This is a genomic window from Sulfurimonas sp. HSL3-7 (assembly GCF_039645985.1).
Lineage (GTDB): Bacteria > Campylobacterota > Campylobacteria > Campylobacterales > Sulfurimonadaceae > Sulfonitrofixus > Sulfonitrofixus jiaomeiensis.
The window spans coordinates 2198605-2222465 of the sequence record NZ_CP147919.1 but is presented as its reverse complement, the minus strand read 5'-3'; the positions used below and the strand labels follow the sequence as shown (position 1 = coordinate 2222465).

Annotated in this window: 19 protein-coding genes; 4 read left to right on the top strand and 15 right to left on the bottom strand. The window is 41.0% G+C overall.

What is annotated here, in order from left to right:
• Positions 1–178 precede the first annotated feature (178 nt).
• Both WCY20_RS11020 and WCY20_RS11015 read left to right on the top strand, forming a co-directional pair.
• Positions 179–1495, top strand: coding sequence for a hypothetical protein (locus tag WCY20_RS11020; RefSeq protein WP_345975129.1), 1317 nt, complete (start codon positions 179–181; stop codon positions 1493–1495).
• The gene (locus WCY20_RS11015) at positions 1492–2085 is read left to right on the top strand and encodes a YrbL family protein (protein ID WP_345975127.1); all 594 of its coding nucleotides are present in this window, start codon (positions 1492–1494) and stop codon (positions 2083–2085) included. The genes WCY20_RS11020 and WCY20_RS11015 overlap by 4 nt, the downstream gene beginning before the upstream one ends.
• A 37-nt stretch (positions 2086–2122) precedes the next feature.
• Here WCY20_RS11015 and WCY20_RS11010 read toward each other — a convergent pair whose 3' ends face one another.
• From WCY20_RS11010 to WCY20_RS10995, 4 genes are read right to left on the bottom strand one after another with little or no spacing between them, the layout of a single operon-like run.
• Positions 2123–3163 carry a glycosyltransferase family 4 protein gene (locus WCY20_RS11010; RefSeq protein WP_345975126.1) on the bottom strand — a complete coding sequence of 347 codons (1041 nt, stop codon included), beginning with the start codon at positions 3161–3163 and terminating at the stop codon, positions 2123–2125.
• A gap of 3 nt (positions 3164–3166) precedes the next feature.
• On the bottom strand, positions 3167–3955 hold the full coding sequence (locus WCY20_RS11005; protein WP_345975125.1) for a glycosyltransferase family 2 protein: 789 nt from the start codon (positions 3953–3955) through the stop codon (positions 3167–3169).
• Positions 3955–4713: a lipopolysaccharide kinase InaA family protein gene (locus WCY20_RS11000; RefSeq protein WP_345975124.1), complete on the bottom strand. Its 759-nt coding sequence runs from the start codon at positions 4711–4713 to the stop codon at positions 3955–3957. The genes WCY20_RS11005 and WCY20_RS11000 overlap by 1 nt, the downstream gene beginning before the upstream one ends.
• A 52-nt stretch (positions 4714–4765) precedes the next feature.
• Complete coding sequence (locus WCY20_RS10995; protein WP_345975123.1) at positions 4766–5884, bottom strand: O-antigen ligase family protein; 1119 nt, start codon at positions 5882–5884, stop codon at positions 4766–4768.
• A gap of 367 nt (positions 5885–6251) precedes the next feature.
• Between WCY20_RS10995 and WCY20_RS10990 the strand changes: the two genes are divergently transcribed.
• Positions 6252–8189 (top strand): LTA synthase family protein, encoded by a 1938-nt coding sequence (locus WCY20_RS10990; protein WP_345975122.1) that lies wholly within the window; start codon positions 6252–6254, stop codon positions 8187–8189.
• A 39-nt stretch (positions 8190–8228) separates the two neighbouring features.
• A complete protein-coding gene (locus tag WCY20_RS10985; RefSeq protein ID WP_345975120.1) occupies positions 8229–9932 on the top strand; it encodes an ABC transporter ATP-binding protein in 1704 nt (567 codons plus the stop codon).
• A gap of 40 nt (positions 9933–9972) precedes the next feature.
• Here the strand turns inward: WCY20_RS10985 and WCY20_RS10980 are convergent, their stop codons facing one another.
• The 11 genes from WCY20_RS10980 to gmd all read right to left on the bottom strand — a co-directional run bounded on the left by WCY20_RS10980 (position 9973) and on the right by gmd (position 23855).
• Positions 9973–10824: a Wzz/FepE/Etk N-terminal domain-containing protein gene (locus WCY20_RS10980; protein WP_345975118.1), complete on the bottom strand. Its 852-nt coding sequence runs from the start codon at positions 10822–10824 to the stop codon at positions 9973–9975.
• 89 nt (positions 10825–10913) lie between these two features.
• Complete coding sequence (locus tag WCY20_RS10975; RefSeq protein WP_345975116.1) at positions 10914–12245, bottom strand: exopolysaccharide biosynthesis polyprenyl glycosylphosphotransferase; 1332 nt, start codon at positions 12243–12245, stop codon at positions 10914–10916.
• Positions 12246–12329: 84 nt separating this feature from the next.
• Positions 12330–13088, bottom strand: coding sequence for a WecB/TagA/CpsF family glycosyltransferase (locus tag WCY20_RS10970; protein WP_345975114.1), 759 nt, complete (start codon positions 13086–13088; stop codon positions 12330–12332).
• Entirely contained in the window at positions 13066–14244 is a 1179-nt protein-coding gene (locus WCY20_RS10965) for a glycosyltransferase family 4 protein (protein WP_345975112.1), read from the bottom strand. Before WCY20_RS10965 ends, WCY20_RS10970 begins: the two co-directional genes overlap by 23 nt.
• Complete coding sequence (locus WCY20_RS10960) at positions 14222–16492, bottom strand: polysaccharide pyruvyl transferase family protein (protein WP_345975110.1); 2271 nt, start codon at positions 16490–16492, stop codon at positions 14222–14224. The genes WCY20_RS10965 and WCY20_RS10960 overlap by 23 nt, the downstream gene beginning before the upstream one ends.
• 9 nt (positions 16493–16501) lie before the next feature.
• Positions 16502–17677 carry a hypothetical protein gene (locus tag WCY20_RS10955; protein ID WP_345975109.1) on the bottom strand — a complete coding sequence of 392 codons (1176 nt, stop codon included), beginning with the start codon at positions 17675–17677 and terminating at the stop codon, positions 16502–16504.
• A gap of 20 nt (positions 17678–17697) precedes the next feature.
• Positions 17698–19119, bottom strand: a complete 1422-nt coding sequence (locus WCY20_RS10950) for an MBOAT family O-acyltransferase (RefSeq protein WP_345975107.1) — start codon at positions 19117–19119, stop codon at positions 17698–17700.
• A complete protein-coding gene (locus tag WCY20_RS10945; protein ID WP_345975106.1) occupies positions 19120–20388 on the bottom strand; it encodes an O-antigen ligase family protein in 1269 nt (422 codons plus the stop codon).
• Positions 20385–21614 (bottom strand): oligosaccharide flippase family protein, encoded by a 1230-nt coding sequence (locus tag WCY20_RS10940; RefSeq protein WP_345975105.1) that lies wholly within the window; start codon positions 21612–21614, stop codon positions 20385–20387. Before WCY20_RS10940 ends, WCY20_RS10945 begins: the two co-directional genes overlap by 4 nt.
• Positions 21615–21621: 7 nt before the next feature.
• On the bottom strand, positions 21622–22725 hold the full coding sequence (locus WCY20_RS10935; RefSeq protein ID WP_345975103.1) for a GDP-L-fucose synthase: 1104 nt from the start codon (positions 22723–22725) through the stop codon (positions 21622–21624).
• An 8-nt stretch (positions 22726–22733) separates the two neighbouring features.
• Complete coding sequence (gene gmd / locus WCY20_RS10930; RefSeq protein ID WP_345975102.1) at positions 22734–23855, bottom strand: GDP-mannose 4,6-dehydratase; 1122 nt, start codon at positions 23853–23855, stop codon at positions 22734–22736.
• Between the last annotated feature and the right edge of the window lie 6 nt (positions 23856–23861).

The following is a 23861-nucleotide window of genomic DNA, read 5'->3' as shown; positions in this document are numbered from 1 at the left end:
GGTGTGCTGTAGTGTCAATGTATGCGCTTTACGTGCAGACAGTTTTTTAGTCTACTCATACCTGCAATGCGTTACTATATGTTTTATTTATCAGTACTGAACTGTGCCAAAGGGCCTATATGAAAATCTCCATTACCGGTAAACGGCAAAATAGACGCTGTTTCGATGGAATCACCGTATGATGTTGCATCCTAGCCTCTCTTTTTTTAAACAGCTGATCGACACACTGACGCAGAAAAAAATTGTCATGGCCTCCTTGCGTTACAAGCCGCTGGAAGAGCGTGTCGCATTCAGCGGTGACTACGATTTTATCACCTCTGAAGAGAATATAGATGCTATCCTTGAAGTGCTGTTTGCTCTGGCGACCGAGGCACGATTCAATTTTGTCATTAACCGGGTCAAGTACGGCAAAACTGTTATCTCTCTTTTCGGCACAAGCGACGCACGGCCGATTATTCTGGAGATATGGACCTATCTCGAAGTCCGGTTTGAAAAGACGCTGAGTTATCTGTTCTGGGAGGATGTTGAACCCCATATCATCTACCAGGAAGGGATTGGCTACACCCTCTCACTTGAATTTGAGGCCCTCTACTATATCTCCCATCTAAAGACGAAAAAGAAAGACCTGACACTGCCGTTGATCCGTGAACGGCTTGACTACTATAGTGAAGTACTGAAAGAGGGTTATCCTGAATACCGGCAGTGGTATAGAGCGTTGGCGGCAGACAGTTCGCTTCGAAATGAGATCGGTACCAAGGCAAACAGTGTCCTTGTGGAAAAAGGGATTCTTTTTACTGCAGGAGACCGTGCAAAAGCAGGTATGGCGAAGAAACTGCGGCTGCAGATATCGCTGCACCGGATCTATTCGCAGTGGCTCCGACGTATGAAGATCACGCCGGTCGTTGGCCCGGACGGTGTCGGAAAGACCTCCATTATCAATGCTCTTAAAAAAAGAGCGCGTTCCAAGATCAAATATTACCGTTTCAAAAATCTGTTCAGGCACAATTTTCTTTATCAGTTTAGTTTCCCTTTTTTAAAAAGAAAACTGGAGACCGGGGTAGCGAAGAACCAGTTTGACGATATCTACGGTGCATGGCTGGTTACGATCGCTTGGCTTCGCTTTCCGCTGCTTGCATTGGTAACGCTGCTGGGCAAGCGGTTTTACTTTTCGGACCGTTTTTTTCATGATCTGATCCTTAAGGATACCCGTTTTCCGGAGAAAAAAGCGGTGTTGCGCGGGAACTGGAAAGCGCTGCTCAAAAAGACGCCACGTACCTTCTGGTTCCTGCACCTTGATGCTCCGACGGAGGTGGTGCTTTCGCGAAAACAGGAGCTAAACGGTGATGCGGTCGACTGTTACCGAAGCGAGGTCTTTCGTATGTACCTTGAAAAACCGTCGCGCATCTACAGCTATATCAACACGGCCAATCCGATCGAAACATGCGGCGACGTGTTGATGCAGACGGCTCGAAACATAGGGATAAAATCCCGATGAGTACATTGAGGCTGAACGAATCGCTGTTGCTGGGAAAAGGCAATGAACGTCTCTGCTACGTCCATCCCGATGATCCGTCCAAGATCATCAAGGTCCCGTATAAACAGCTGAATGCCCGCGATCAGAACAGGCTTGAAGAGCTCTATGCCGCATATCTTGAAAGAAAAGGTGTAAGCTTCGAGCATATTACCCGCTGTTACGGCAGTGTCGATGTCGAAGGGAAAAAAGGTCTGGTCTTTGACCGGGTCATAAACAGCGACGGCAGTGTCAGCAGGACCTTCAGCGATATTATCAGGCAGCAGGTCATTACACCTGAGCAGGCCAAAGTACTATTGGATGACCTGCAAGCGTATCTTGTCGAAAACAACATCCTTTTCGTCGATGTCAGTCTCGACAATATCATGTGCCGCCATGAAGAGGACGGCAGCTACCGGCTTATCATCGTTGATGGTCTGGGTGCACGCCGTCCGGGTTTCAAATTCTGGCTCTACCGCCATTTTCCGCCGTACGCAGCCTATAAAGTGAAACATCAATGGCCGAAAGTGATGCGCAATTTTGAGAAGCTGCTAAAAGAGTTGGCTGCAAACTAGCATTTAACTGGAATAGAACTGCGTTGCAAAAAAGAGGCTAAGCTTCTTTTTGAACGGTACCATAGAGCCCGATATAGCGTTTGGCCATAGCCGACGGCGAGTAGTTTTTGACCGTCTCTTTTGCATGGGCCGCCAAAAGAGCTCTTTTTTCCGGATGTTTATAGAGATCGATAATGCTGTTTACAATTGCTTCGGCACTAGCTGGAGGGATCAGAAGCCCGTTATATTCACTTTTGATGATGTCGGGGATACCGCCGACATCTGTCGCTATGACCGGTACATTGAGTTGCATGACATCGAGAAGGATGGAGCCCAACCCCTCATGGCGTGAGGGAAAGAGAAAGAGATCGAAGCAGCTGATATAGTCGTTGACGTTGTCGACAAAGCCTTCAAAAGTGATGTTCTTTAGCCCCTTGGCCTGTTCTTTGAACTTCTCTTCATCCTCACCTCGTCCGAGCAGAATAAAATGAAGCTCGGGATGGTTCTTTTCGAGACCTTTCGCTGCTTCGATCAGCAGGGACTGCCCTTTATGCGAATCGACCAGAGCCCCGACGTTGCCGATTAGAAATTTCCCTTTGAAACGTTCTTTTATCATTGCTGAAACTTTTTCATTCACAGTAATATCACTGAAAGCACTGGGGATGATAGCCGTTTTTGCCTCCGGTGAAACGCGAAGCACTTCGTTTTCGATCGCTTTGGAGAGGGCCACCGATTTGAAAGCCGCAGCATACATCTTTTTGTTCAGAAAGTTTGTTTTGAGCGGGTTGTCGACACGCCGGGTGACGATGTAGGGCATGTTATAAAGCAGGTGTGCGAAATAGGCAAACTGAAGCGCTTTCGTCTCGTGGGCATGAAGGAGTGTTGCCCCCTTGACAACGCTGGAATGAAAGATATAGGGCTTTTTGAGAGGAATGATCTCAAGGTGCTTAATGTGTGAACAACGTTGTGCCAGCTCGGAGTCGATACGGGTGAGGAGCTTCTGCTTGTAGCCCTGTTGTGCAAGCTGTTCGATCAGCAGCTGCGTTTGTCTCTCTCCTCCACGAAAGCCTTTGGCGAAGTTGGCATGGGCGATCCACATCGATTACTGTTCCCAGAGCGAATCGGATGATTCGGCACTTTTGCGCATCTCGATCAGTTTGGCATATTTCATGTAGGAGTTGATCGATGCCGTCAACGAGATGGTCAGGCCGTCGAGACCCTGAAGAAAGCCTTTTTGAAGAAAGTACTTTCTGAAAAATGCAGCCATAAAGTGGATAAAAGGGGAGAAGCCGTTTGCTTTTCTGTTCTTATCAAGCAGCATTTTGGCACCGCGTGAACTGAAACGGTTCGTCTTGTAAAGCAGATCGTGGTAGTTTTTGTAGGAGAAATGGATGATATTGCCGTCAAGCTGCTTGACAGAGGGCGCTTCGACACTCGAATGGCCGGCCACGTCTCTGAACTTTGCTTCATGTCTGTTGTACAGACGGGTACAGACATCCGGATACCAGCCGCAATGTTTTATCCATCTATCTCCGATATAGTTTTTACGTTTGAAACTGTAGGCCGCCGGGTGTTTACTCTTCTGCTTAACAGCTCTGATCGCACCGATCATCTCATCATCCAGGCGTTCATCCGCATCGATGCTCAGGATCCAGTCATGCGCGGCATGGTTCAGCACAACGTTTTTTTGCGGGCCGTCTCCCAAATAGGCCTGGCTTATGACGGAAGCGTTGAGAGAACGCGCAATGTCGACAGTAGCATCCGTGCTGTCAGAGTCGACAACAATGATCTCATCGCAGACACTTTTGAGTGAATTGATGCAGTCTTTAATATTGTGCTCTTCATTTAAGGTGATGATATTCGCGGTAATTTTCATAGGGTTTATACTCATTATTTCTGTTTTTTGAAAAGGCGTTTGAACTGTTTGAATTTTTTATGTTTTTGGTCAAAAGCACAAATTTCATCGATCGCTTCCTGCACATCATAGCCTGCAATCTTAGCATACTCTTTTGCAATTATCTCCAACACATCCCTGTCTGCCCACAGCCTTGAAAAGTTCTTGTAGCGCTCCTGTCTGCTTAACGGCCTGAACTCCATGCGGTTGATATCGACGACACTGAAGGTATAGTCGTCCTGCTCTTTTTTGATGAGGATGTTGCCCTGCGAATAGTCGTTGTGAAGTACGCCGTTTTCGTGTAGTTTTGCGGTGAAACGGGCGAAGGCCTGAAACAGCTCAACCCTGTCTTCAAAGTCCGGATTCCGTAAAGGTGCACGAAGCGTAAAATCGTAGTCGAAAGCGATGCTGATAAAATAACTTTTGTGCAGGGTCGGCGTCAACTCCTGAATCGCGGCAACCGGCTCCGGTGTGTTGATGTTGAGCTGTTGAAGTTTAAGTGCGTTTTCATAGGATTTTTTCGCTTTTGACCCTCTGAAATAGGTATAGACGATCCGGTTTAGAAGATGGGGAACTTTAAAAGATTTTACGACAAAAGTATAGCCGGCGCAGGGTATCTTTTTGATCTCGTTGCGTGCCTTGTGCATGCTCTCTTGCTGATCGTCGAAATGGATATCGATGTGTTCGCAGAAGTCACGGCAGGATTCGTATTTGGGATTAAGTGAGATCTGATAACGGTTAGATAGCTGTTGCATAGTTATGAACGCTCCAATGTAAAGTTGCTTTTGGACCTGAATCGTCCAAAATTCATGTCTGAATCTGCCTGGTCTGCCCGGCTTGCAATGAAGAAGCAGCAAAGACAGATGTAAAGAGTATAAAAAGCGTTCTGGTCTCATTCACCAGTAAAAAAGGGTTGGAGATAAAAGCAACCATAAAGATAATACCAAACAGGATACTCGTCTGTTTTGTCTCCTGGTTGACGATAGGGAGTCTGAACAGCGCGTAAAACATCGCTAAGAACAAGAGTATCCCGATCAAGCCGCTTTGTACCATCACCATCAGGTATTGATTATGAAATTGATGTTTGGGAAGAAACTTTTCCACATAGTTAGAAAAACTGACGCGATCAGTGTCTATATAGTGGTGCGCAACAGCTCTGACATCGCCGATACCAACCCCGATCATCGGGTGGTCTTTAATAATCTCAGCCCCTAAAATGATATAAGCAGCCCGCATCCCCCAGGAAGATGAAAAATTACCATCCATGATCTTGTTGATATCGTTTTTTGCTATCTCTATTCTGTGCTGAAACATCGGGCTCATCTGGTAGGCCGCGGTAAAAAGAGCTGCGACCAAAAGGAAAGAGAGCAGGATAGTCTTAAATCGCAGTTTGAAGTGAATGATACCTGCCGATAAAATGGCAAGGGCATACGCGAGTTGACCGATCCTTCCCAAAGAGATAAAAAGGTTGCCGCTGATGGTAAGGAAGAAAATACCCATGACTATCTTTTCTCTGTTGCTGTAGAGTGAAGAGTAGATACGATTTAAAAGAAGAAGGGCGGTAAAGGCCATAAAGATACTGTAGGCACCGTGATGAATAAAAGGACTGGGGTATTCCGGACCATACCCTCTTACTCTCCACAATTCAAAATACATTCCGTAAGCAGTGATCTCGCTGATAAACATTGCAGACAGAAAAACAGTAACGATCTTTGAGAGATCTTTGCGCTTTAATGAGACGGAGAGAATTGGTATGGCAAACCACAGGAGATAATTATTAAAGTAGCTGTGGCTGACAGCATAACTGGTCTCTGTCCAGAAGATACTGATAAGTTGAAACGAGACAAACAAGGTCAAAAAAGTTAAAAATTTAGATTGTCTAATGCCGTTGAAGAGTTTTTTGTAGTCGGCTTCTATGAACCACACTAAGATAATAAGTATCAGTAGAATCCTGGATACTTTCCAGGAGAAGGGTGCGCTGAATGCAAGCAGAAATGACAGGTAAAGATATATCTTGCCAAAATCTATTCTTGAATACAGTGTGGAGAGCATTAAGGTCACTTGCTGTGGAATTTGAAAAGTTTTGAATTATAGCATTTAGGCATTTAAATATAAATTGGCCAATTTTACCTAAATGGTCAGAACATTTGCTGGATTATAGAACTATTTGGTAAAGATATTAATTTGTATCGCAGTCAAATAGACTTTAGGGAGACTGCATTGTTATGCCAGTATAATACGTTTAAAAAAGGCCTTTTTTGTGCTAATAACCCCCTTTCAACATAATATCGGATTGATACGGCAGATCATCTGGCTCCAGCTCTCATTTTTACTTCTGTTGACTGTTTCCAGAGTAGTATTTTTCCTGGCGTATAGCCCCGGCTACGACGAGCATTTTTCAAATGATATCATTGACGCATTTTTGCTCGGATTTCGCATCGACCTGGCACTTGTTTCGTACTTGTCGATCCTTCCTTTATTGCTTGTTATTATCAGCCAGGTTGTAAAAAACAGGATCGCTCCGACAACGCTGCAAGGCCTTTTGAGAGCTTATTTCATAACGGTGTACCTGTTGGTCAGCGGCATCATAGGGATGGACTTCGCATTCTTTTCCTATTTTAATGAACACATCAATATTCTCTTCTTCGGTGTTTTTGAAGATGACACCTGGGCACTTATCGAAATTGCGCGAAAAAACTATAATCTTTTTGCAATCACTGCAGGCATCGCGCTCTATGTTTGGTTAACGGTCGTATACGTGCGTAAAGTATTGTCAGCAACACTACCGATAGCATCGCGTGTCAAGGCTGTCTATCAGCCGCCGGTCTATGTCGCGCTGATCCTTTTGGTATTCCTCGGAGGACGGGGAAGTGTCGGCGTATTCCCGCTGGTCAAATTGATTCCGGATGTTTCAAGTGACCATTTTATTAATGCTTTGCCTAAAAACGGGGTATTCTCATTTCAGAAAGCAACAAAGCAGTATATACGCAGTAAATCCGGCGTATACCGTCTGGTCAATGCCACAGGATATGAAGGGAGGGTCGATAAGGCCTTTGAAGATTTTCTTCAGAGAGACAATATTGACCGTGAAGATCTGTTGAAAAACCTGGAAAGAACGACCAAAAAAGAGAGCCGGCTTGAAAAGAGGCCGCCGCATGTCGTTGTGGTTATGATCGAAAGTTTCGGTGCACCAATTTTGGCCTACCAAAGCCCTCAGTTCGACATTTTGCGGCGGTTAAAAAAGCATTTTGATGAAGATATTTTGTTTACAAATTTTATATCAACGCAGAACGGGACCATTGCCTCCCTGGAGCCTATTTTACTCAATGTACTTCGACACCCCGGCGGTACTACCTTTGGGCAGGGGCCGGAACTGGCCATCTCTTTTGAGCAGGCTGCGGCGAGAGTCTATGAAAAAAATGGATATGAAACCAGTTTTATCTATGGCGGCGACCTCTCCTGGCGGAATGTAGGGCAGTTCTTTTCACGACAGGGGTTTATGCATGTCGAGGGTAGAAGTGATATACACAATGCAATCCAAGGTACGCTTGATCATGTCTATGGTGCCTATGACCGATATGCGTACGCTTTCGTGCTTGAAAAACTCAAACAGGCCAAGAAACCGCAATTCATTTTTCTATTGACAACCAATAATCACCCGCCGTATGTCCTGGAACCAGGGTATCAATCCAAACCCCTTTTGATGCCGGACGAACTCAAGGCCCATCTGGTAGGGAGTGAAGCACTTTTCAAACAGCGGATAAAAGACTATCAGTACGCTGTCGATATGGCTGGCGGCTTTATGGATGAGATCAAAAACTCGGACCTTGCAGACAAAAGTGTTGTTGCGATAACTGCCGACAACAACACCATGGAAGGGGTGATGCATTATGACGATTTCTTGCAGGAGTCCAAGCAGGTTCCGTTTTATCTCTATCTGCCGCCCTATTTAAGAACGAATGCACCTGATGTCACTCTTCCGGGATCCCAAAAAGATATTTTTCCGACTCTGTACAACCGTACGCTGTCCGGGGTGACTTACCGTGCGATCGGAAGTGACCTGTTTGACCCGAATGTGCTGCATTGCGGATTTAACACGAAAGGTATTCTTCTCTCATCTGACGGTGCTTTTGCATCCGGTAAAGAAACAACACCTGGTCAGCAAGAGTGTGCGAAACATTACAAAGCGGCATTGGCGATCACGGAAACCCTGGTGACATTGCAAAAATAGTATTTAGTGTAAAATGGCATTTAGTATAAAAGGATTTTTTTGAAAATATATAAACGCTATTGGATCTATATTAAAGAGTACAAGTTTCAGTTTTTATTGATTTTTGCCGGCATTGTTCTGACCGTATCAGCAACAATTGCGACGGCACAGATCATGCAGCCATTGATGGATGACATGTTCATCAAAAAAGATGAAACCATGCTCTACCTTATACCGCTGATGCTGGTTATAATCTATGTCGTCAAGGCAGTGGGACGTTATATCCAATCGGTAACGATGACCTATGTCGGTCGACATATCATTACGCGTTTCCGATCGATGTTACTTGAAAAGATCCTCTATTTTGACATGCAATTCCTTTTTACGAATCGCAGCGGTGAGTTGATCTCGCGCCTGACAAACGACCTTAACCGCATTCAGTACTTTGTTTCCAATATGCTTCCTGAACTTGTTCGAGAATCCTTGACTGTATTGGGGCTGATCGGTTACGTGGTCTATCTGAACCCGGAGCTTGCATTTTATTCGCTGGTGGTCGTTCCGGTTGTCTTTTATCCTATCATTGCAATCGCCAAGAAGTTAAAAAAATATTCACACCGTTCCCAGGCTAAAAATGCCGATGTCGTCGTCCGTCTGACTGAGGTATTCAACAACAGCGAGATCATTAAAGCCAATGCGACCGAAGCCTATGAGATGGAACGTTTTTCCAAAGAGAACTGGAAGTTTTTCAAGATCAACATGAAAGCCACCTATGTAGGACAGCTTATTTCGCCTATTATGGAACTCGTTGGCGCCGTCGGTCTGGCGGCAGTCATTTACATGGGTGGTACATATGTCTACAACGGTACGATGACGGTGGGTGAGTTTACCGCCTTTTTAACGGCGGTCGGTTTGGTGTTTCAGCCTGTTCGGAGAATAGGTACGATCTACAGCAAGATCCAGGATGCGGTAGCGGCAAGCGAACGTGTCTTCCAAGTGCTTGATCGGGAAAATAGTATTATTGACGGGGATACTGTTCTGGATGAACCGGTCAAAGATATCCGTATCGAAGCCGTTGACCTTTTCTACGGGGAGAAACAAGTTCTCAAAAACATCGATTTAGCAGTACATGAGGGACAGAACATCGCACTAGTGGGTGACAGCGGCGGGGGAAAAAGTTCACTGGTCAATTTACTGGTCCGTTTTTATGATGCAACCCGTGGGAGTGTCAGGATAAACGGTAGAGATATTAAAGTCTACACGCAGCATTCCCTCCGCGAACAGATCGCAATCGTATCCCAGCGTGTTTATATCATGCAGGATACCCTGGCTCAGAATGTCGCCTACGGGCATGAGGTGGACGAAGAGCGGGTAATTGATGCCTTGAAACATGCCGATGCCTATGATTTTGTAATGGGGATGGAAGAGGGTATCCATACGATGATGGAAGAGTTCGGTGCCAACCTTTCCGGCGGGCAGCGCCAGCGCATTGCAATCGCCCGGGCTATCTACAAAAACGCCTCACTGTTGATTCTGGATGAAGCGACCAGTGCACTCGACAATGAGACCGAGAAACGGATCCAAAATGCCTTGGAAGATTATGCCAAGGACAAGATTACTATTACCATCGCTCACCGTCTGAGCACAATCGAAAGCGCTGATATGATACTGGTCTTTCAGGCGGGAGAGATCGTTGCGAGAGGAAGACATGAAGAGCTGCTGGAGAGCTCCTCAGTTTATCAGCGGTTGTCGGGAACTTTGAGTTAAAAGCAATGCCTGGCAAAGATGCCTGCCCCTTTCAATCTTTTTATTCGTTTTCTTCTTCTTTAGGCGTTTGTACAAATTCTAAAAAGAAGGCTAGGAAAACTGCGAGCATCAAGCCGGTAACAAAAGCCACGACAATGATCAAGGCTTTCTTTGGTTTGATTGGTTTGTCCAGCACTTCGAAATTGCCTATCACCCTGGTCGGTTGGATACGAAGATCTGAGATAGAGAGAGCAAGATCATTTTTTTGCGAACGCAAGGCGCTGATACGGTTGTTCATACTGTATAACTCACTCTGTTTTTTACCGATCTCTATCGCATAGATCCCCGCAAGTGCCGCGTCCTTTTTTGAAATGTTTAAAAATTTACTTTCATAGTCAGCAATTTTGCCCTTAAGTTCCACTGCTGTTTTTTCGTTTCTGGAGATGTCTTCTTCAACCTGTGTCAACTTCTCTTTGACGGTGTCTTTGTAGATCGTTATTTTTTCATTTTCCTGGGTCGTGATCTCATCGACGATCTTGGTCATTAAACCTGCAGCGTCTTCGTTACTATACCCCTGTGTCTTGATCACCAAAAGGCTGGTCGTTTTCTTTGGAATGCTGATCTCACTGACTAAAGGCATTTCTACCTCTTTACCCTTGATATCTACCTCATAAGTAAAATCAAGTTTCTGCTTCGTATCATTGATACTTTGTACCGGTTTGTTGTCGATTAAAGATACTTCGACAATACTTCTTATCTCATAGACCGGTTTTGCGATGAGTACATAGACAATGGCTAGAATTGTCACGATCAGTGTGATCAGCATGACAAGAATTTGACGCCGTTTCAAAATTAAAACAAGCTCTCGGAGATCGATCTTCTCCATTGGTGTATAAGTTATATCGTTTTGCAATGCATTTCCTTAATAAAAGTGAGATTGTACATGAAGCCATGTTAAAAGTTAGAGTCTTGTTCTTGCCTACATAGAAGTCAATAATACGATCAACTTGCACCCTCTCGAATCAAAACTGTTTTTACGGTCTTGAACAAGATTACATTATCCATCCATAGGTTCCAGTTCCTTATGTACCAGACATCAAGTTCGACGCGTGATACAAAATCCACATCGCTGCGCCCGCTGACCTGCCAAAGACCGGTGATGCCAGGCTTTACCGCCAAGACAGTTTCCAGACTATCTCCTATTTTCTCTTTTTCGTTGAGCATATAGGGGCGCGGTCCTACAAAACTCATTTCACCTTTGAACACGTTAATGATCTGCGGCAGTTCATCCAGGGATGTTTTTCGTAAAAAGTGACCGATCTTTGTGACACGCGGGTCGTTCTCGTACTTATGGTATTTGGCATAGGCTTCGATCTCTTCCGGATGCGCTTTCAGGTAGCTTTCAAGTAGTTCATCTCCATTTTCAGCCATTGTTCTAAATTTATAACAGACAAAAGTCTTATTATCTTTGCCCAAGCGTTCCTGTTTAAAGAGAATGGAGCCGTTAGGCTCCTCTTTTTTGATCTTGTACGCAATCACAGCCATAATCGGTAGTAACAGCGGAAAAGCGATCAAGAACAGGACAATGTCTGAAAGCTGCTTTAGCCAGATGCGGTATCGGCTCTTCAGACGATTCTGAAAGACAACAAGGTTTGTCCGTGTGTTGGCAAGCTCGTAGATGTGCGACTGGGTCAGATCGTACTCATCCATCAGCGGGATGAAAACAACTTCGTGTTTGCTGCGGATCTCCTGGTCGATAATGCGGCGGAGCTCTTTCGCATCGGCCCCTTTTGAGTTAACGAAGACTGTCTTCGGCTCTTTTCTTTTCGCTTCAACATAGCCCAGATAGTGGTTGCGGAAGATCTCTTCTTTGATGAACGGATCGTTTCCGTGCACTTTGGCTTCTCTTCGCCAAAGCCCTGCGCGGAAAAGAAGTTTTTTACTGATATTCTTGGAAAGAGGGATCAGCAAGGCCATTAGGAGAAAAGCAAAAATGATAACGGCACGAGAGTATTCCTCGACACTTTTGGTAATCGCCAGGTAGGCCATTATGATTAGAAAAGCGAAACTGAGTGCTTTAAGGACCTGTCTGCTCTCGTGCCAGAAGTCATAGCGCCGGGTATACGCACCTTCGTAGGCCAGCATAGCGAGAGTGGCCAGGTAGATTAATGAGAACTCTGTGTAGATTGCCAGCGGTTGTGAATGTGTTACAAAAAAATATTCATTTAAAGCTTCTCTTAACAGGTATGACAGGCAGATAGATATAAAGATGGTCGCTGCATCAAGAAAAATCAGAATGGCTTTCGAGAAAATATCCCTCACGTTTGTATTCATATTACTCCGGTTTTTTTGTGTGATTATAACTAAACAGATCTTTGATAATTATCCTTCGCAAGCTTCTCCAGCCTCTAGAAAGTGTTAATCAAGACGCTTGAAAATCCTAACTTTGACAATTTGAATTAATAATAAAATAATAAACAATGTATTAGTAACTAGATATCTTTTCCATAATCTTTTCGGGTCTTGAATAAATCTATACATCCATTCCAATGCGTAATCCTGCATCCATTGGGGTGCCCTATCTTTTACGCCAGCGTATACCTCTAATGCTCCGCCAAGGCCTATCATGCAACTGTTTATTTTATTTTTATGTTCAGCCATCCATTTTTCTTGTTTAGGACAACCCAGTGCTACGAAAACCAAATCAGGATTTTTATCATTGATCATGCTAACAATATTATTTTTTTCTTCCTCTGACAGTGTTCTAAATGGAGGTGAATACACGTTAAGTTCTAAATTTGGAAATTCTTGTTTTGCCTTCGATACGATTTCTTCTAGTACATTATCAGTAGACCCATATATAAAGATCGATAAACCTTTTTCTTCAGAAATTTTCATAAGATCTGGCATTAAATCCATTCCAGCAACTCTATCTTGATCAATACCATAAAGGAATTTCATCGCTTTAGCAAGAGGCATACCATCAGGTGTCGCCATGTCAGCACCATTAACAACTGCAGAAAAATTGGTATCTAAATATGCTTCTATGGTCATGTGAACATTTGATACACATATATAGCTAGAACTATGATTTTGAACCAAGCCTAAAATATTATGAATAAATGTTTCATATTTTCCAGTGCTAATTAAAGACTTAATTACTTTTCTTTTTTTCACCAATAACTTCCTTATAAATATGCATCAACTGATCATAATTTTTCTCTTCAGAGTACTTACTTTCAAATTCATTGCGTGCATTTCGACAGAACTCTTTATATTCTGTCAGATGATCATACAACCAATCAACTTTTTTTTGTAAATCGCCACTGTCACCCGCTTTATAAATTAAACCTGACTTGTGATTTTCAATCATCTCAGCAGGCCCTCCCAAGTCACCACAAATAACGGGTGTTCCCACTGACAATGATTCCAAAATTGTCATTGGCATTCCTTCGTACCAGATGGACGTAAAGATCAGTGCCTTGGCTTTTTTCAGTTTGGTAATGATAAAATCAATTGACTGGAATCCAGCATATTCTATATTAGGATATTTCTCTGAATGTTCTTTCACTTTTTGTGAAAGAGGGCCGGTCCCTATAATCAGTAATTTTCTTTCTGAATGTTTAAAAGCTTCCAGCAATATATCAATGCCTTTCTCTTTAGACAAACGTCCAACAAAAAGACAATAGTCATCTTTATTCAAATCAAACCCGCGATCTTCTACAAAGTTCGATTTTACTGCCATCTTGGAGTCAGCCAATTTTAATGAAGAGTCCAAAAATTTATTTTTTGCAAACTGCGTTAACAGAATATATTTGTCAACACGATCATACCAGGTCCCCGCTGCCTTATGGAACCATGTCATACTTGCCAGAAAAAGTGTTTGAACCCTGGAATTGCGATAACATCCATGTAAAACACCATCCAGTGCAAAAGATTTGGAAATACAGGCTTCACAAACTTGATCATCCCGAAAAAACATTGCATTTGGACAGATCAAGCGATAATTGTGAAGTGTCATGACAATAGGAGTTTTCTGTTTATTCGCGGCATAAAATAGGGCAGGGGATGCAATAGGGAAAAAATTATGTACATGTATGACATCAGGACAGAATTCCTTAATTTTACGCTCCAATAAACGGGAAGATTCAGGGTTGTAAAATGAATAAAAACCATACTTGATTTTTTCCAAAGGTGATTTTATCAGATCATTATTGAACATCAATGTTTCAACTGTTTCTCCATATTTTTTCAAAAGTTTTAATTCGGATTCCAAAACAGTATCTTCACCACCGCGGTGCTGGTACTGATTATGGACGAGCAGTATTCGCATTGATAGACTCCATTACTTGTTGCGTCAGCCATTCAGACTTCAGACCTTTTAAATCTGACACTTTATCAGACAAGTGAAAGTCATCCATTAGTTCTGAAACTTTACCTTTTTTACCTATTTGATAATCCAGCCCTATCGTGTTTGAAGGGTTTTGAGTCAGGGAAAAGATACATCCATGAAAACGCATGGAGATCACCACATCCATCAAATTCAAAAAACGCAGCATATCATCAATGCCCGGTTCATATTCCCATATCCTGAAATCGATCCCATCATTAAAATACGTTTCCAGTTTATAAGCTGATAACAGATCGGAAAAACCATACTGGTCCGGGTTCATAGGAAAAAACACAAAGACAACATCCTTCTGCAAACGCTTTTTGATATCGGCAAAAGCGTTCGCAATATTACTGTACAAAGTCTCTTCCAGCTTGTCCAGGTCGGTTTCATCCGAACTGTACTTCGCCCATAAAGGTCTTAGATTGATACCTATAAATATTTTTTCATCTTTGGTTTCCAGACAGTCTGACAATAGTTTGTTGACGGAAGGAGGCAGCAAAGTTTTATCGATCGATTTTCTACTCTCGAGATAGTCAAATGCAGGATCTTTATCCAATTTTACGTCAAGTTCCTGTGACAGCACGTAATCTCTTGAAGCTACGGTTCTTACCTTGACATGATCGGCGGTTTTCAGCATTTTGTTGACCAGATAAAATGAGAGCTTGCTGCCCAGCGGTCCAATGCCTACACCTTCGATCAGTACGGTTTTCCCCATTGCTTTGGCTTGCACCATCGTTTTCAGGTGATTTGCCAGGTGCAAAGGCATGTCCATCAAAGGGCCTCCGGCATAGGCAAGGTATTGACAAGACTTCAAAGAGGCATCAATGTCTGTATCCCCGACAACTTGTATTTCAACATCCAGGTCCAATTCGTCCACCCATCGTTGCGTTCTGTCAGGCCTGAAACTTGATATATACACTTTTTGTATATTCAGCTTCTTTTTCAGCCGTAATATAACACCCCCCAGAATAGCAGCATCACCTACATGTTCTCCGCCGTAAGCCCCTATCAACAGGACACTGTTGTTTTCATAAGCGGTTGGTCTGACAACTGGAGCATAACTGTAATACGCTATGGAGAGTAAAGATTTTATTCCCTTGAAGACCTTCATTATTTTACCCACGGGGGCATAGAATTTCGATCGGGAGTACATCTCTTCAAACAGTTCGGCAGGTGTCCATGCCCCGTTTTGGTCATGAAGGCATGTCCGGCATGTGCTGTTTTTCAGATTATTGACCACGTTATCCGCATGTTGGGACCAATAGGCAGCCGAACTGTCTTTATCGGCTCTTACCTCACCCAGTTTGTTTGCCGAGACAGAACAGTTGTAGAGCTCTCCTTTTGATGTTAAAAACAGACCCTCGTTTTGGAAATAGCATGGAAACGTTCGCGTATGGGTATTTTCACTGAGCAGTTTTGCCATGCGCTTATAATACATTCTGCGAGAAGGTGAAACGGTATAGTCATGTAACCTCGGTTCCAGGAAAAAATCCGCCAGATAAGAATTTTCATGCCGGCTAAGTACAACGTCATCAATCACAGAGTCATTATATAAGCGTGCAATCGTCGTTGCCCTGCGAAAAATGACTTCGACTCTGTTTTCAATGGCATAATTGAGAACTTTACCGACATGATAGACATTGTCTTTGGAGACGGTGCACTGCATCTGGACTTTAACACCGTGCTGCTTCAAAAACTGCATCGTCGCGTTGACTCTTTCAAACGCTCCGTTGACTCCTCTGATAACATCATGTGTTTTCCCAATGCCATCGAAAGAGAGATTGACCGAGAAAGCGATTTGATGCTCATTGACGGCATCCAAAATCGCTGGTAACACTCCCTCCCATCGTTCTGTGTGATATCCATGGCTTGTGATAGATAACGATTCCAGCTTTGGAAGAGATTGCAGTATCTGTGCTATGCACTCGGGCAGATCTTTTCGTAATGTCGGCTCCCCTCCGGAAATGCCTATGTGTTTTACTTCTCTATACAGTTTATCGCGGAATATTTCACCTATCTCATCTGCTGAGAGTTCATTTTCAACCTTATCTCTCCATACATTACACATGACGCACTTTGAATCACAATTATCTGTGATCGGAAAATTAATGACATACGGAAAATCACGTTTGTTTTGTAACCGTGATTTTTTAAAAAACCACTCATATAGATAATTAATTATTTTCATTTTTGACCTTTAGTAGTAATCCAAACAGTTTTGGGTGATTTGATGTAAATTTGTAGAAAAAATATCAGAATTTTCAACGCCATTTCTAAAATTTTTATGCGGAAAAAAATGTGAATCACTTATAAGTAAATAATCGATTAAACCTCGGGAGGTATTGTATCCGGTTTCTAATTGAGTATCAATATTATTTTTTGTAAGCAATACACCAAACGGTTCACAAAGTTGTTTTTCATTTTTAATTTTCTTAATGATTTCGTCATTAACAGCTTTTGTGTAGTGAAAAGTCTCTCTCCAGAATGCATTGTTGATTATGTAATTATGCGGCAATGAGAAATCGTAGAAATCCGATATCGAAACAAGCTCTCGCTTAATATAGTTTATCTTATCAGGATCGGCCTGGAAGATGTTTTTATAATGAAATGGAACAAAAAGCATACTGAAATGGGCCCCCTTGATTTCAGTAAGCGTCTTTAGCTCTCTGATCATACCGATGACTTGATCGATCTTCTTTTGATCAAAGGTTGAATCTTTATATCTTAAGCCTGTTAAATTATTGACATATGATAAGTGTTCAGCATTTTTGTCATATGGAACCAAGTGGTTTGCATTCGTTCTGATATAAAATTCTTCTTTTTTTATCAATTCATAATCTTTCTCAAATAAAAAGTTAAAATCTTTTTCATCCTCTCTTTTAAAAAGATATTTTTTCAGCAATACTGCCCATTCTCCCATATCTTTGGGATAAACATCTTTTTTATATTTAACGTTTATGCTGAGGTCATAAAAATACTCCAGATCAATCGTTAAAATAATATTTTTAACATGAATATTATCCAACAGCAATTTGGCATTATGAAGATGTTCCACCATATTCCCGGAGTTATAATTCAGTTTGTACCACGAAGCCCCTAATGAACGGACATCCATATTGCCGATTTTCGAGTTCCCAAATATAAAACTGTCAAATTCATGCTTGTTGCTTAAAAGAAAAGCCATAGGGATAATGCGGTCAGCATGGTTAAACTCCCACTTGTTGTCTTTTCTCCAATAGTAGGTGTCGTAATGATGATTAAAAGCGTTGAAAATCCTATACCTATCTATCCACAGGTTTGTAACAGGGAGCAATAATGCGCCTAGGAACAAAAAAAGGAAAAATATTAAAATAAATTCTTTATATTTATGCATTTGACTACACCCTGCTTTTATTAAAAATTAAAATATAAAAATTCACTGTTTTTTGTTGTCAATATGTAGAATAGACTTATCAAAAAAAGCATCGACGCAAATAATGCGAATAAACGAGTAGGTTTAAAACAAATTTTTCCGCTACAAGGGACAAAACGAATCATTTGCATGGAGTTCAGGAAAGTGAGCACCAGCACCACCCCGCCCAGGATAAAAGAGGTTTCAAAAACATCTATTTTATATGTAAACATACGCATGTTTAAATCTATCATCCCGGAGAGTACTTTAATCGCATCCTCCCATTCCCTGGCGCGGAAAAAGACCCAGGCGATGTTGACAAAGTTAAACGTAACAAACCATGCCAGGTACCTGTTCATGGTAAAGCCAAGCTGTTTCCAAAAACGGTGTACGACCAAAGCGAGACCATGAAGAAAGCCCCAGAATATGAACGTCCATCCCGCTCCGTGCCATATGCCGCCGAGAATAAATGTGGCAAGCAAATTGTTATAGGTCCGGAAATTTCCTTTGCGGTTTCCGCCCAGTGGGATATAGATATAGTCCCGTAAAAAGCGAGAGAGCGTAATATGCCAGCGTCTCCAGAAATCCTGGATATCGCGTGCCTTATAGGGACTGTTGAAGTTAATCGGCAACGTGATATTGAACAGCAGTGCCGCACCGATCGCCATGTCGGTGTAGCCGCTGAAATCAAAATAGAGCTGAAAAGTGTACGATAGTGATGTCGCCCATGCTTCAAAAAAACTCAATGTTGTCGCCACGTCAAAGCCGTGTGTTGCCCACTGAGCGAAGCTATCGGCAATAACCACTTTTTTAAACAATCCGATAGAAAAAATAAAAAGTCCCACAGCAATATTTTTATAATTTTTAACCAGATTCCATTTTGAAGCGAACTGAGGCATCATCTCCGCATGATGTACAATTGGTCCTGCAATAAGCTGAGGGAAAAAAGTGACAAAGAGGGCATAGTTTAAAAAGTCATATTCGGCCGTTTCACCACGATACGAATCAACCAAATAAGCGATCTGTTGAAAGGTGAAAAATGAGATTGCTAAAGGCAAAGCTAAATGTAGCAAAGGAACGGATTCGTTAAATGCAAGATTGACGTTTTCAATAAAAAAATCAGAATATTTAAAATAGCCAAGCAAGGCGATATTGGAAGTAATCCCAAAAGCTAATAAAGTCTTTTTATGAACTTGAACTTTTTTAAAATTCTCATTTAACGAGTTACCAATCACATAGTTAAATAACATCGAAGATAAAATAATCGGCAGATATGAAATATTCCACCACGAATAAAAAAACAGAGAGGCAAAAACTAAAAAACCTTTTGCGCCGGTAATTAATCGCTTCTGCAAAAGAGAGAAATATATGAAAAAAGAAAAAGGTAAAAATAGAAATATAAATTCATAGCTGTTAAATAACATTTATCTTTTTCCAGCTTGATGCAGATTTCTATGAGGATCTTGTAATAACTGACCATTTGTCAATAGATAAAACAAAAATAAAACAAATAAAGGATTAACAGCATTTCCGATGTCTACTGTTGTCATAGCGGTAACCATTATAATAATAAGTTGCATCGAAGATGCAACAGTTATCTTATTTGTATTGAAAATGATGTTTCTAAAAGATAGAAAAAACAGCCTTGTACTGATTAGCATTACTAATACAAAAAAAGGTATTCCTAATGAAAGGGCAATTTCAATATACCCATTGTGGGTGTGCGGTGGCAACCAAAAGTCTTGTGTGAAATTCTCTTTTAAAAACTCTTTCGTTCCCTCTACGTAACCTACTCCAAACCATGGGTTTCTAATGATGCCGTCAAAAGCAACTTCATAAATATACGTTCTATTATTGAGTGTTTTTAACTCCTCTAAAGGGTCATTCCCATAACCTAATCTGTCAATATTGAAAGTGGAAAAAAGAAATATCATTCCAATAAAAGTCATACCGATAATGGCGAGTTTATTTATCAAATTCTGTTTATGGAGCATGAATAAAATAGAGCCGAAAGCGATAACCATACTTGTCCGGCTATTTGTTAAGACAACTATAATTAGAGCTATCAAAAGGGTAAAGACAAAAAATTTCTTGCTAATATGATTTTTAAATAATAAGTAGTATGCTGACCACATACTTAGAGATCCTATAATACCCAATTCATTCGGGCTGTAAACCGATCCTCCCAATCGCACCCTTCCTTGCGTTTCCAATTGGAATATCATCGAATGATCTTTAACCAACCAAAAAAGGAGAATAAGAATAATCAAATAAAAGTTTATGAGAAGGGCTTTTTGTATCAGATCAAGAAGATTAAGGCTTTTAAATGATGTTGCTGATAAGAGTACAAGAATACTGGTCATTACAATAAGAAGCTCAAGTAAACGGTAAAATCCCAATACATCTGCATACTGACTTAACATAAAGGAAGTAATTAAAACATACGAATATAAAATGCTGAAAAACAAGCTGAAAATAGGAATTTCAATTTGAATCGGGTTTCTTCTCCAATACATATATAATTTATATATAAGATATATTAAAAAAGCAGCTACCAAAAAAATCCACAAGATTCTAAATATTTTAGTGGCAGCAAACATAGGCATAAGAGTTAGTCCAAATTTATCGACCTGGTCAAGACCAAATGGTTTAAAAAACAGTATGGTTAAAAAAATCATAACAATTTTATTCACATCTTCACCTTGTGCATTCTTAAAACACTAAAGCCCAAGAAAATATCTGAAACAGCCCATGATAAAACAAAAGCCAAGACAGCCCCTTCAATTTGATAGCTGTGTATCAGATAAGTGCCTATAGTTAAGGTGAAAAACGAAGAAAACAAAAAAGCTTGAAAAATATATTTCACCTGTTGTAATGCGCGGAGATACAATTGTAAAATATTTGCAATTCCAATCAATAATATTGAAGAAGATATGTATTTTAGTAATTCAGCATATTCAGTATACTTTGGACCATAGAGGAAAAACAATATATCTTCTGCATAAATAAATAAAATTGTGATCGCAATAATTACAATCGGTAATGAAGCTAAAAAAACATTAAATGTCTGTTTTAGCACATTAGATTTCTGTTGCATTTTGGCAAATACGGTAGTCAGAAAATTCGTTAACGTATAAAAAAACGGGTTAAGCGTGTTTATGATATTCATTAAAACTGCATAGACTGCAACAGTTTCCATGTTGACAAGTATCCCCAATGTAATTGGAAAGATTCTCGTTCCAACCCATGATGTGAATGTCGATAAAAAAGCCCAACGTGCGAAGTTATAGCTTTTTTTATATGCCATAACCATAATTTTTAGATTCAATTTGTATTCGATTCTATTTTTTTGCAGTAAATAGATAGTTGACAAAATATAAGGTATGGAAATCAAAATAATAATTGTGTGTAGTAAAGTGATGTTAAAATAATATGCTAGCCATATGAATAATATTACACCGCCATAAGCGATAATATCACTAATCAGTAATTCCTGAATATGCCCAGAAGTAAACAAAATTCTTCTAAAAAAATCTTGCAACTGTTTGATAGTCAGATAAAAAAGAGAAAAAATAATAAATGCAGTTTCATCGTACAGATTAATTAATTGAAGATAATGCAAAAAATATATTAATAGAGACATTAGTATAAGTAAAATAATAAAAAGTATATTTAACCCCAATAAGCCACTCGTATATTTTTCATAATATCTTTGTCCTAGTTTTGCGGCGATGACATTATGAGGCTGTGTTATTAGAGAGATATGCGTGTTATTGATAAGTACACTGATAAAGAGAAGAAAAGAGATAAAACCGAATTCAGCTTTATCCAAGATTCTTGCTAGAAAAATTATCAGTAAAAAATTAGATAAACTGACTATTCCTTGATCAATAAATGATAAAAATAAGTTTTTTTTCAATTGTTACCTATTTATAGTTGTTAAAGTTGATATTTAAATACCATTCATACATAGTTTTGATTCCATCGTTCAACTCAACTTTATGTTTCCAGCCAAGCGCATGAAGCTTAGAAACATCAGTCAATTTTTTCATCGTTCCATCAGGTTTATCAGTATTGAAATAGAGTTCACCTTTAAAGCCAATGATCTCTTTGATCATCTCGGCTAATTCTTTGATGGAGATATCTTTACCTGTTCCAATGTTGATATGAGTATTTCTTATCTCTGTAGTTGTAACACTATTGGGTGTGCAAGTCTCATTACTGCCAGATACATCTGTATATGTGTCTTTGAAATCTCTGTTCTCAAGTAAAAATACACAGGCATCAGCCATATCTTCAGAGTATAAAAATTCTCGACATGGTTTACCTGTCCCCCAAATTTCTACACGGGTTTCATCTACACCGAATTTAGATAGATACTCTTTTGCTTCATCAATGTTATTGAGATCTAAGTCTTTTACTACGTCATCATATTTTTTTTCATTGAGCAGTTTGGCACAATGGATCTTTCTGATGAGTGCAGGAAGGACATGTGACTTCTCTAAGTCAAAATTGTCATTTGGTCCATAAAGGTTGGTCGGCATAACTGAGATAAAGTTAGTACCGTATTGAAGGTTATAAGATTCACACATCTTGATGCCTGCTATTTTCGCTATAGCATAAGGTTCATTGGTGTACTCAAGCGGTGACGTCAGTAGACAATCTTCCGGCATAGGCTGCGGAGCATCTTTTGGATAGATGCAGGTGCTGCCTAGAAACAGAAGTTTTTTGACACCGTTTAAATAGGCTTGATGGATGACATTGTTCTGTATCTGGAGGTTTTCGTAGATGAATTCCGCCCGGTAGGTATTGTTCGCCACAATACCGCCCACTTTTGCTGCAGCAAGGATCACATACTCCGGTTTTTCAGACCGGAAAAAATCTGCCACTGCTGTTTGGTCTGTCAAATCCAGCTCGGAATGTGTTCTATTGACCAGGTTTGTATACCCTTTAGATGTTAGGTTCTGCACAATTGCAGAACCGACCAGACCTCTGTGACCCGCGACATAAATCTTGCTTGTTTTATCCATATTATAGACTACTCGAAATAGTTGTGAATACGGTATCCACCGTCTTGAAGGTACTGATCTTTAGTCATAAGTTTAAGATCTGACTCCATCATATCATTAACAAGATCTTCTAGTTTATGCTCACGTGTCCAACCCAGTTTCTGCTCCGCTTTTGTAGGGTCACCGATAAGTAAGTCAACCTCTGTCGGGCGGAAATAACGTGGATCGACTGCCACCACTTCCTTTCCGATCTCTACCTGATAATCAGGATTTGAGCAGGCGACGACATAGGCTTTCTCATCAACACCTTCACCTTTAAACTCTAATTCAATTCCGGCATAGGCAAAGGCCATTTTTACAAAATCACGCACTGTCGTGGTGACCCCCGTAGCGATAACCCAGTCTTCCGGCTCATCGGCTTGCAGGATCATCCACATCATTCTTACATAATCTTTTGCATGTCCCCAGTCCCGTTTAGCATTGAGGTTCCCGAGATAAAGTTTGTCCTGTAGACCTAGCGCTATTTTAGATGCTGCACGCGTGATCTTACGCGTTACAAAGGTCTCACCACGAACAGGGGATTCGTGGTTAAACAAGATACCGTTGCAGGCGAACATACCGTAAGCTTCACGGTAGTTAACCGTGATCCAGTAGGCATACATCTTTGCAACGGCATAGGGACTTCTTGGATAAAAAGGAGTCGTTTCACTTTGCGGCACTTCTTGCACTTTGCCGTATAGTTCTGATGTAGATGCTTGATAGATCTTGGTCTTTTTTGTAAGCCCCAAAAGTTTTACTGCTTCAAGAATACGCAATGTCCCTGTGCCGTCGGCATTGGACACATACTCAGGTGTCTCAAATGAGACCGCCACGTGACTCATGGCTGCAAGATTGTAGATTTCGTCAGGTTGAACCTCTTGGATAATACGCGTTAGGTTCATCGAGTCTGTCATCTCTCCAAAGTGAAGTGTCAGATCCATTCCTTTTACGTGCGGATCATGATAAAGGTGATCAATACGATCTGTGTTGAAAAGCGAAGATCTTCTTTTAATACCGTGTACTTCATAGCCTTTTTTTAGTAAAAACTCTGCAAGATATGACCCGTCCTGTCCTGTGATCCCGGTGATTAATGCTACTTTCTTTTCTGCCATTTAAAA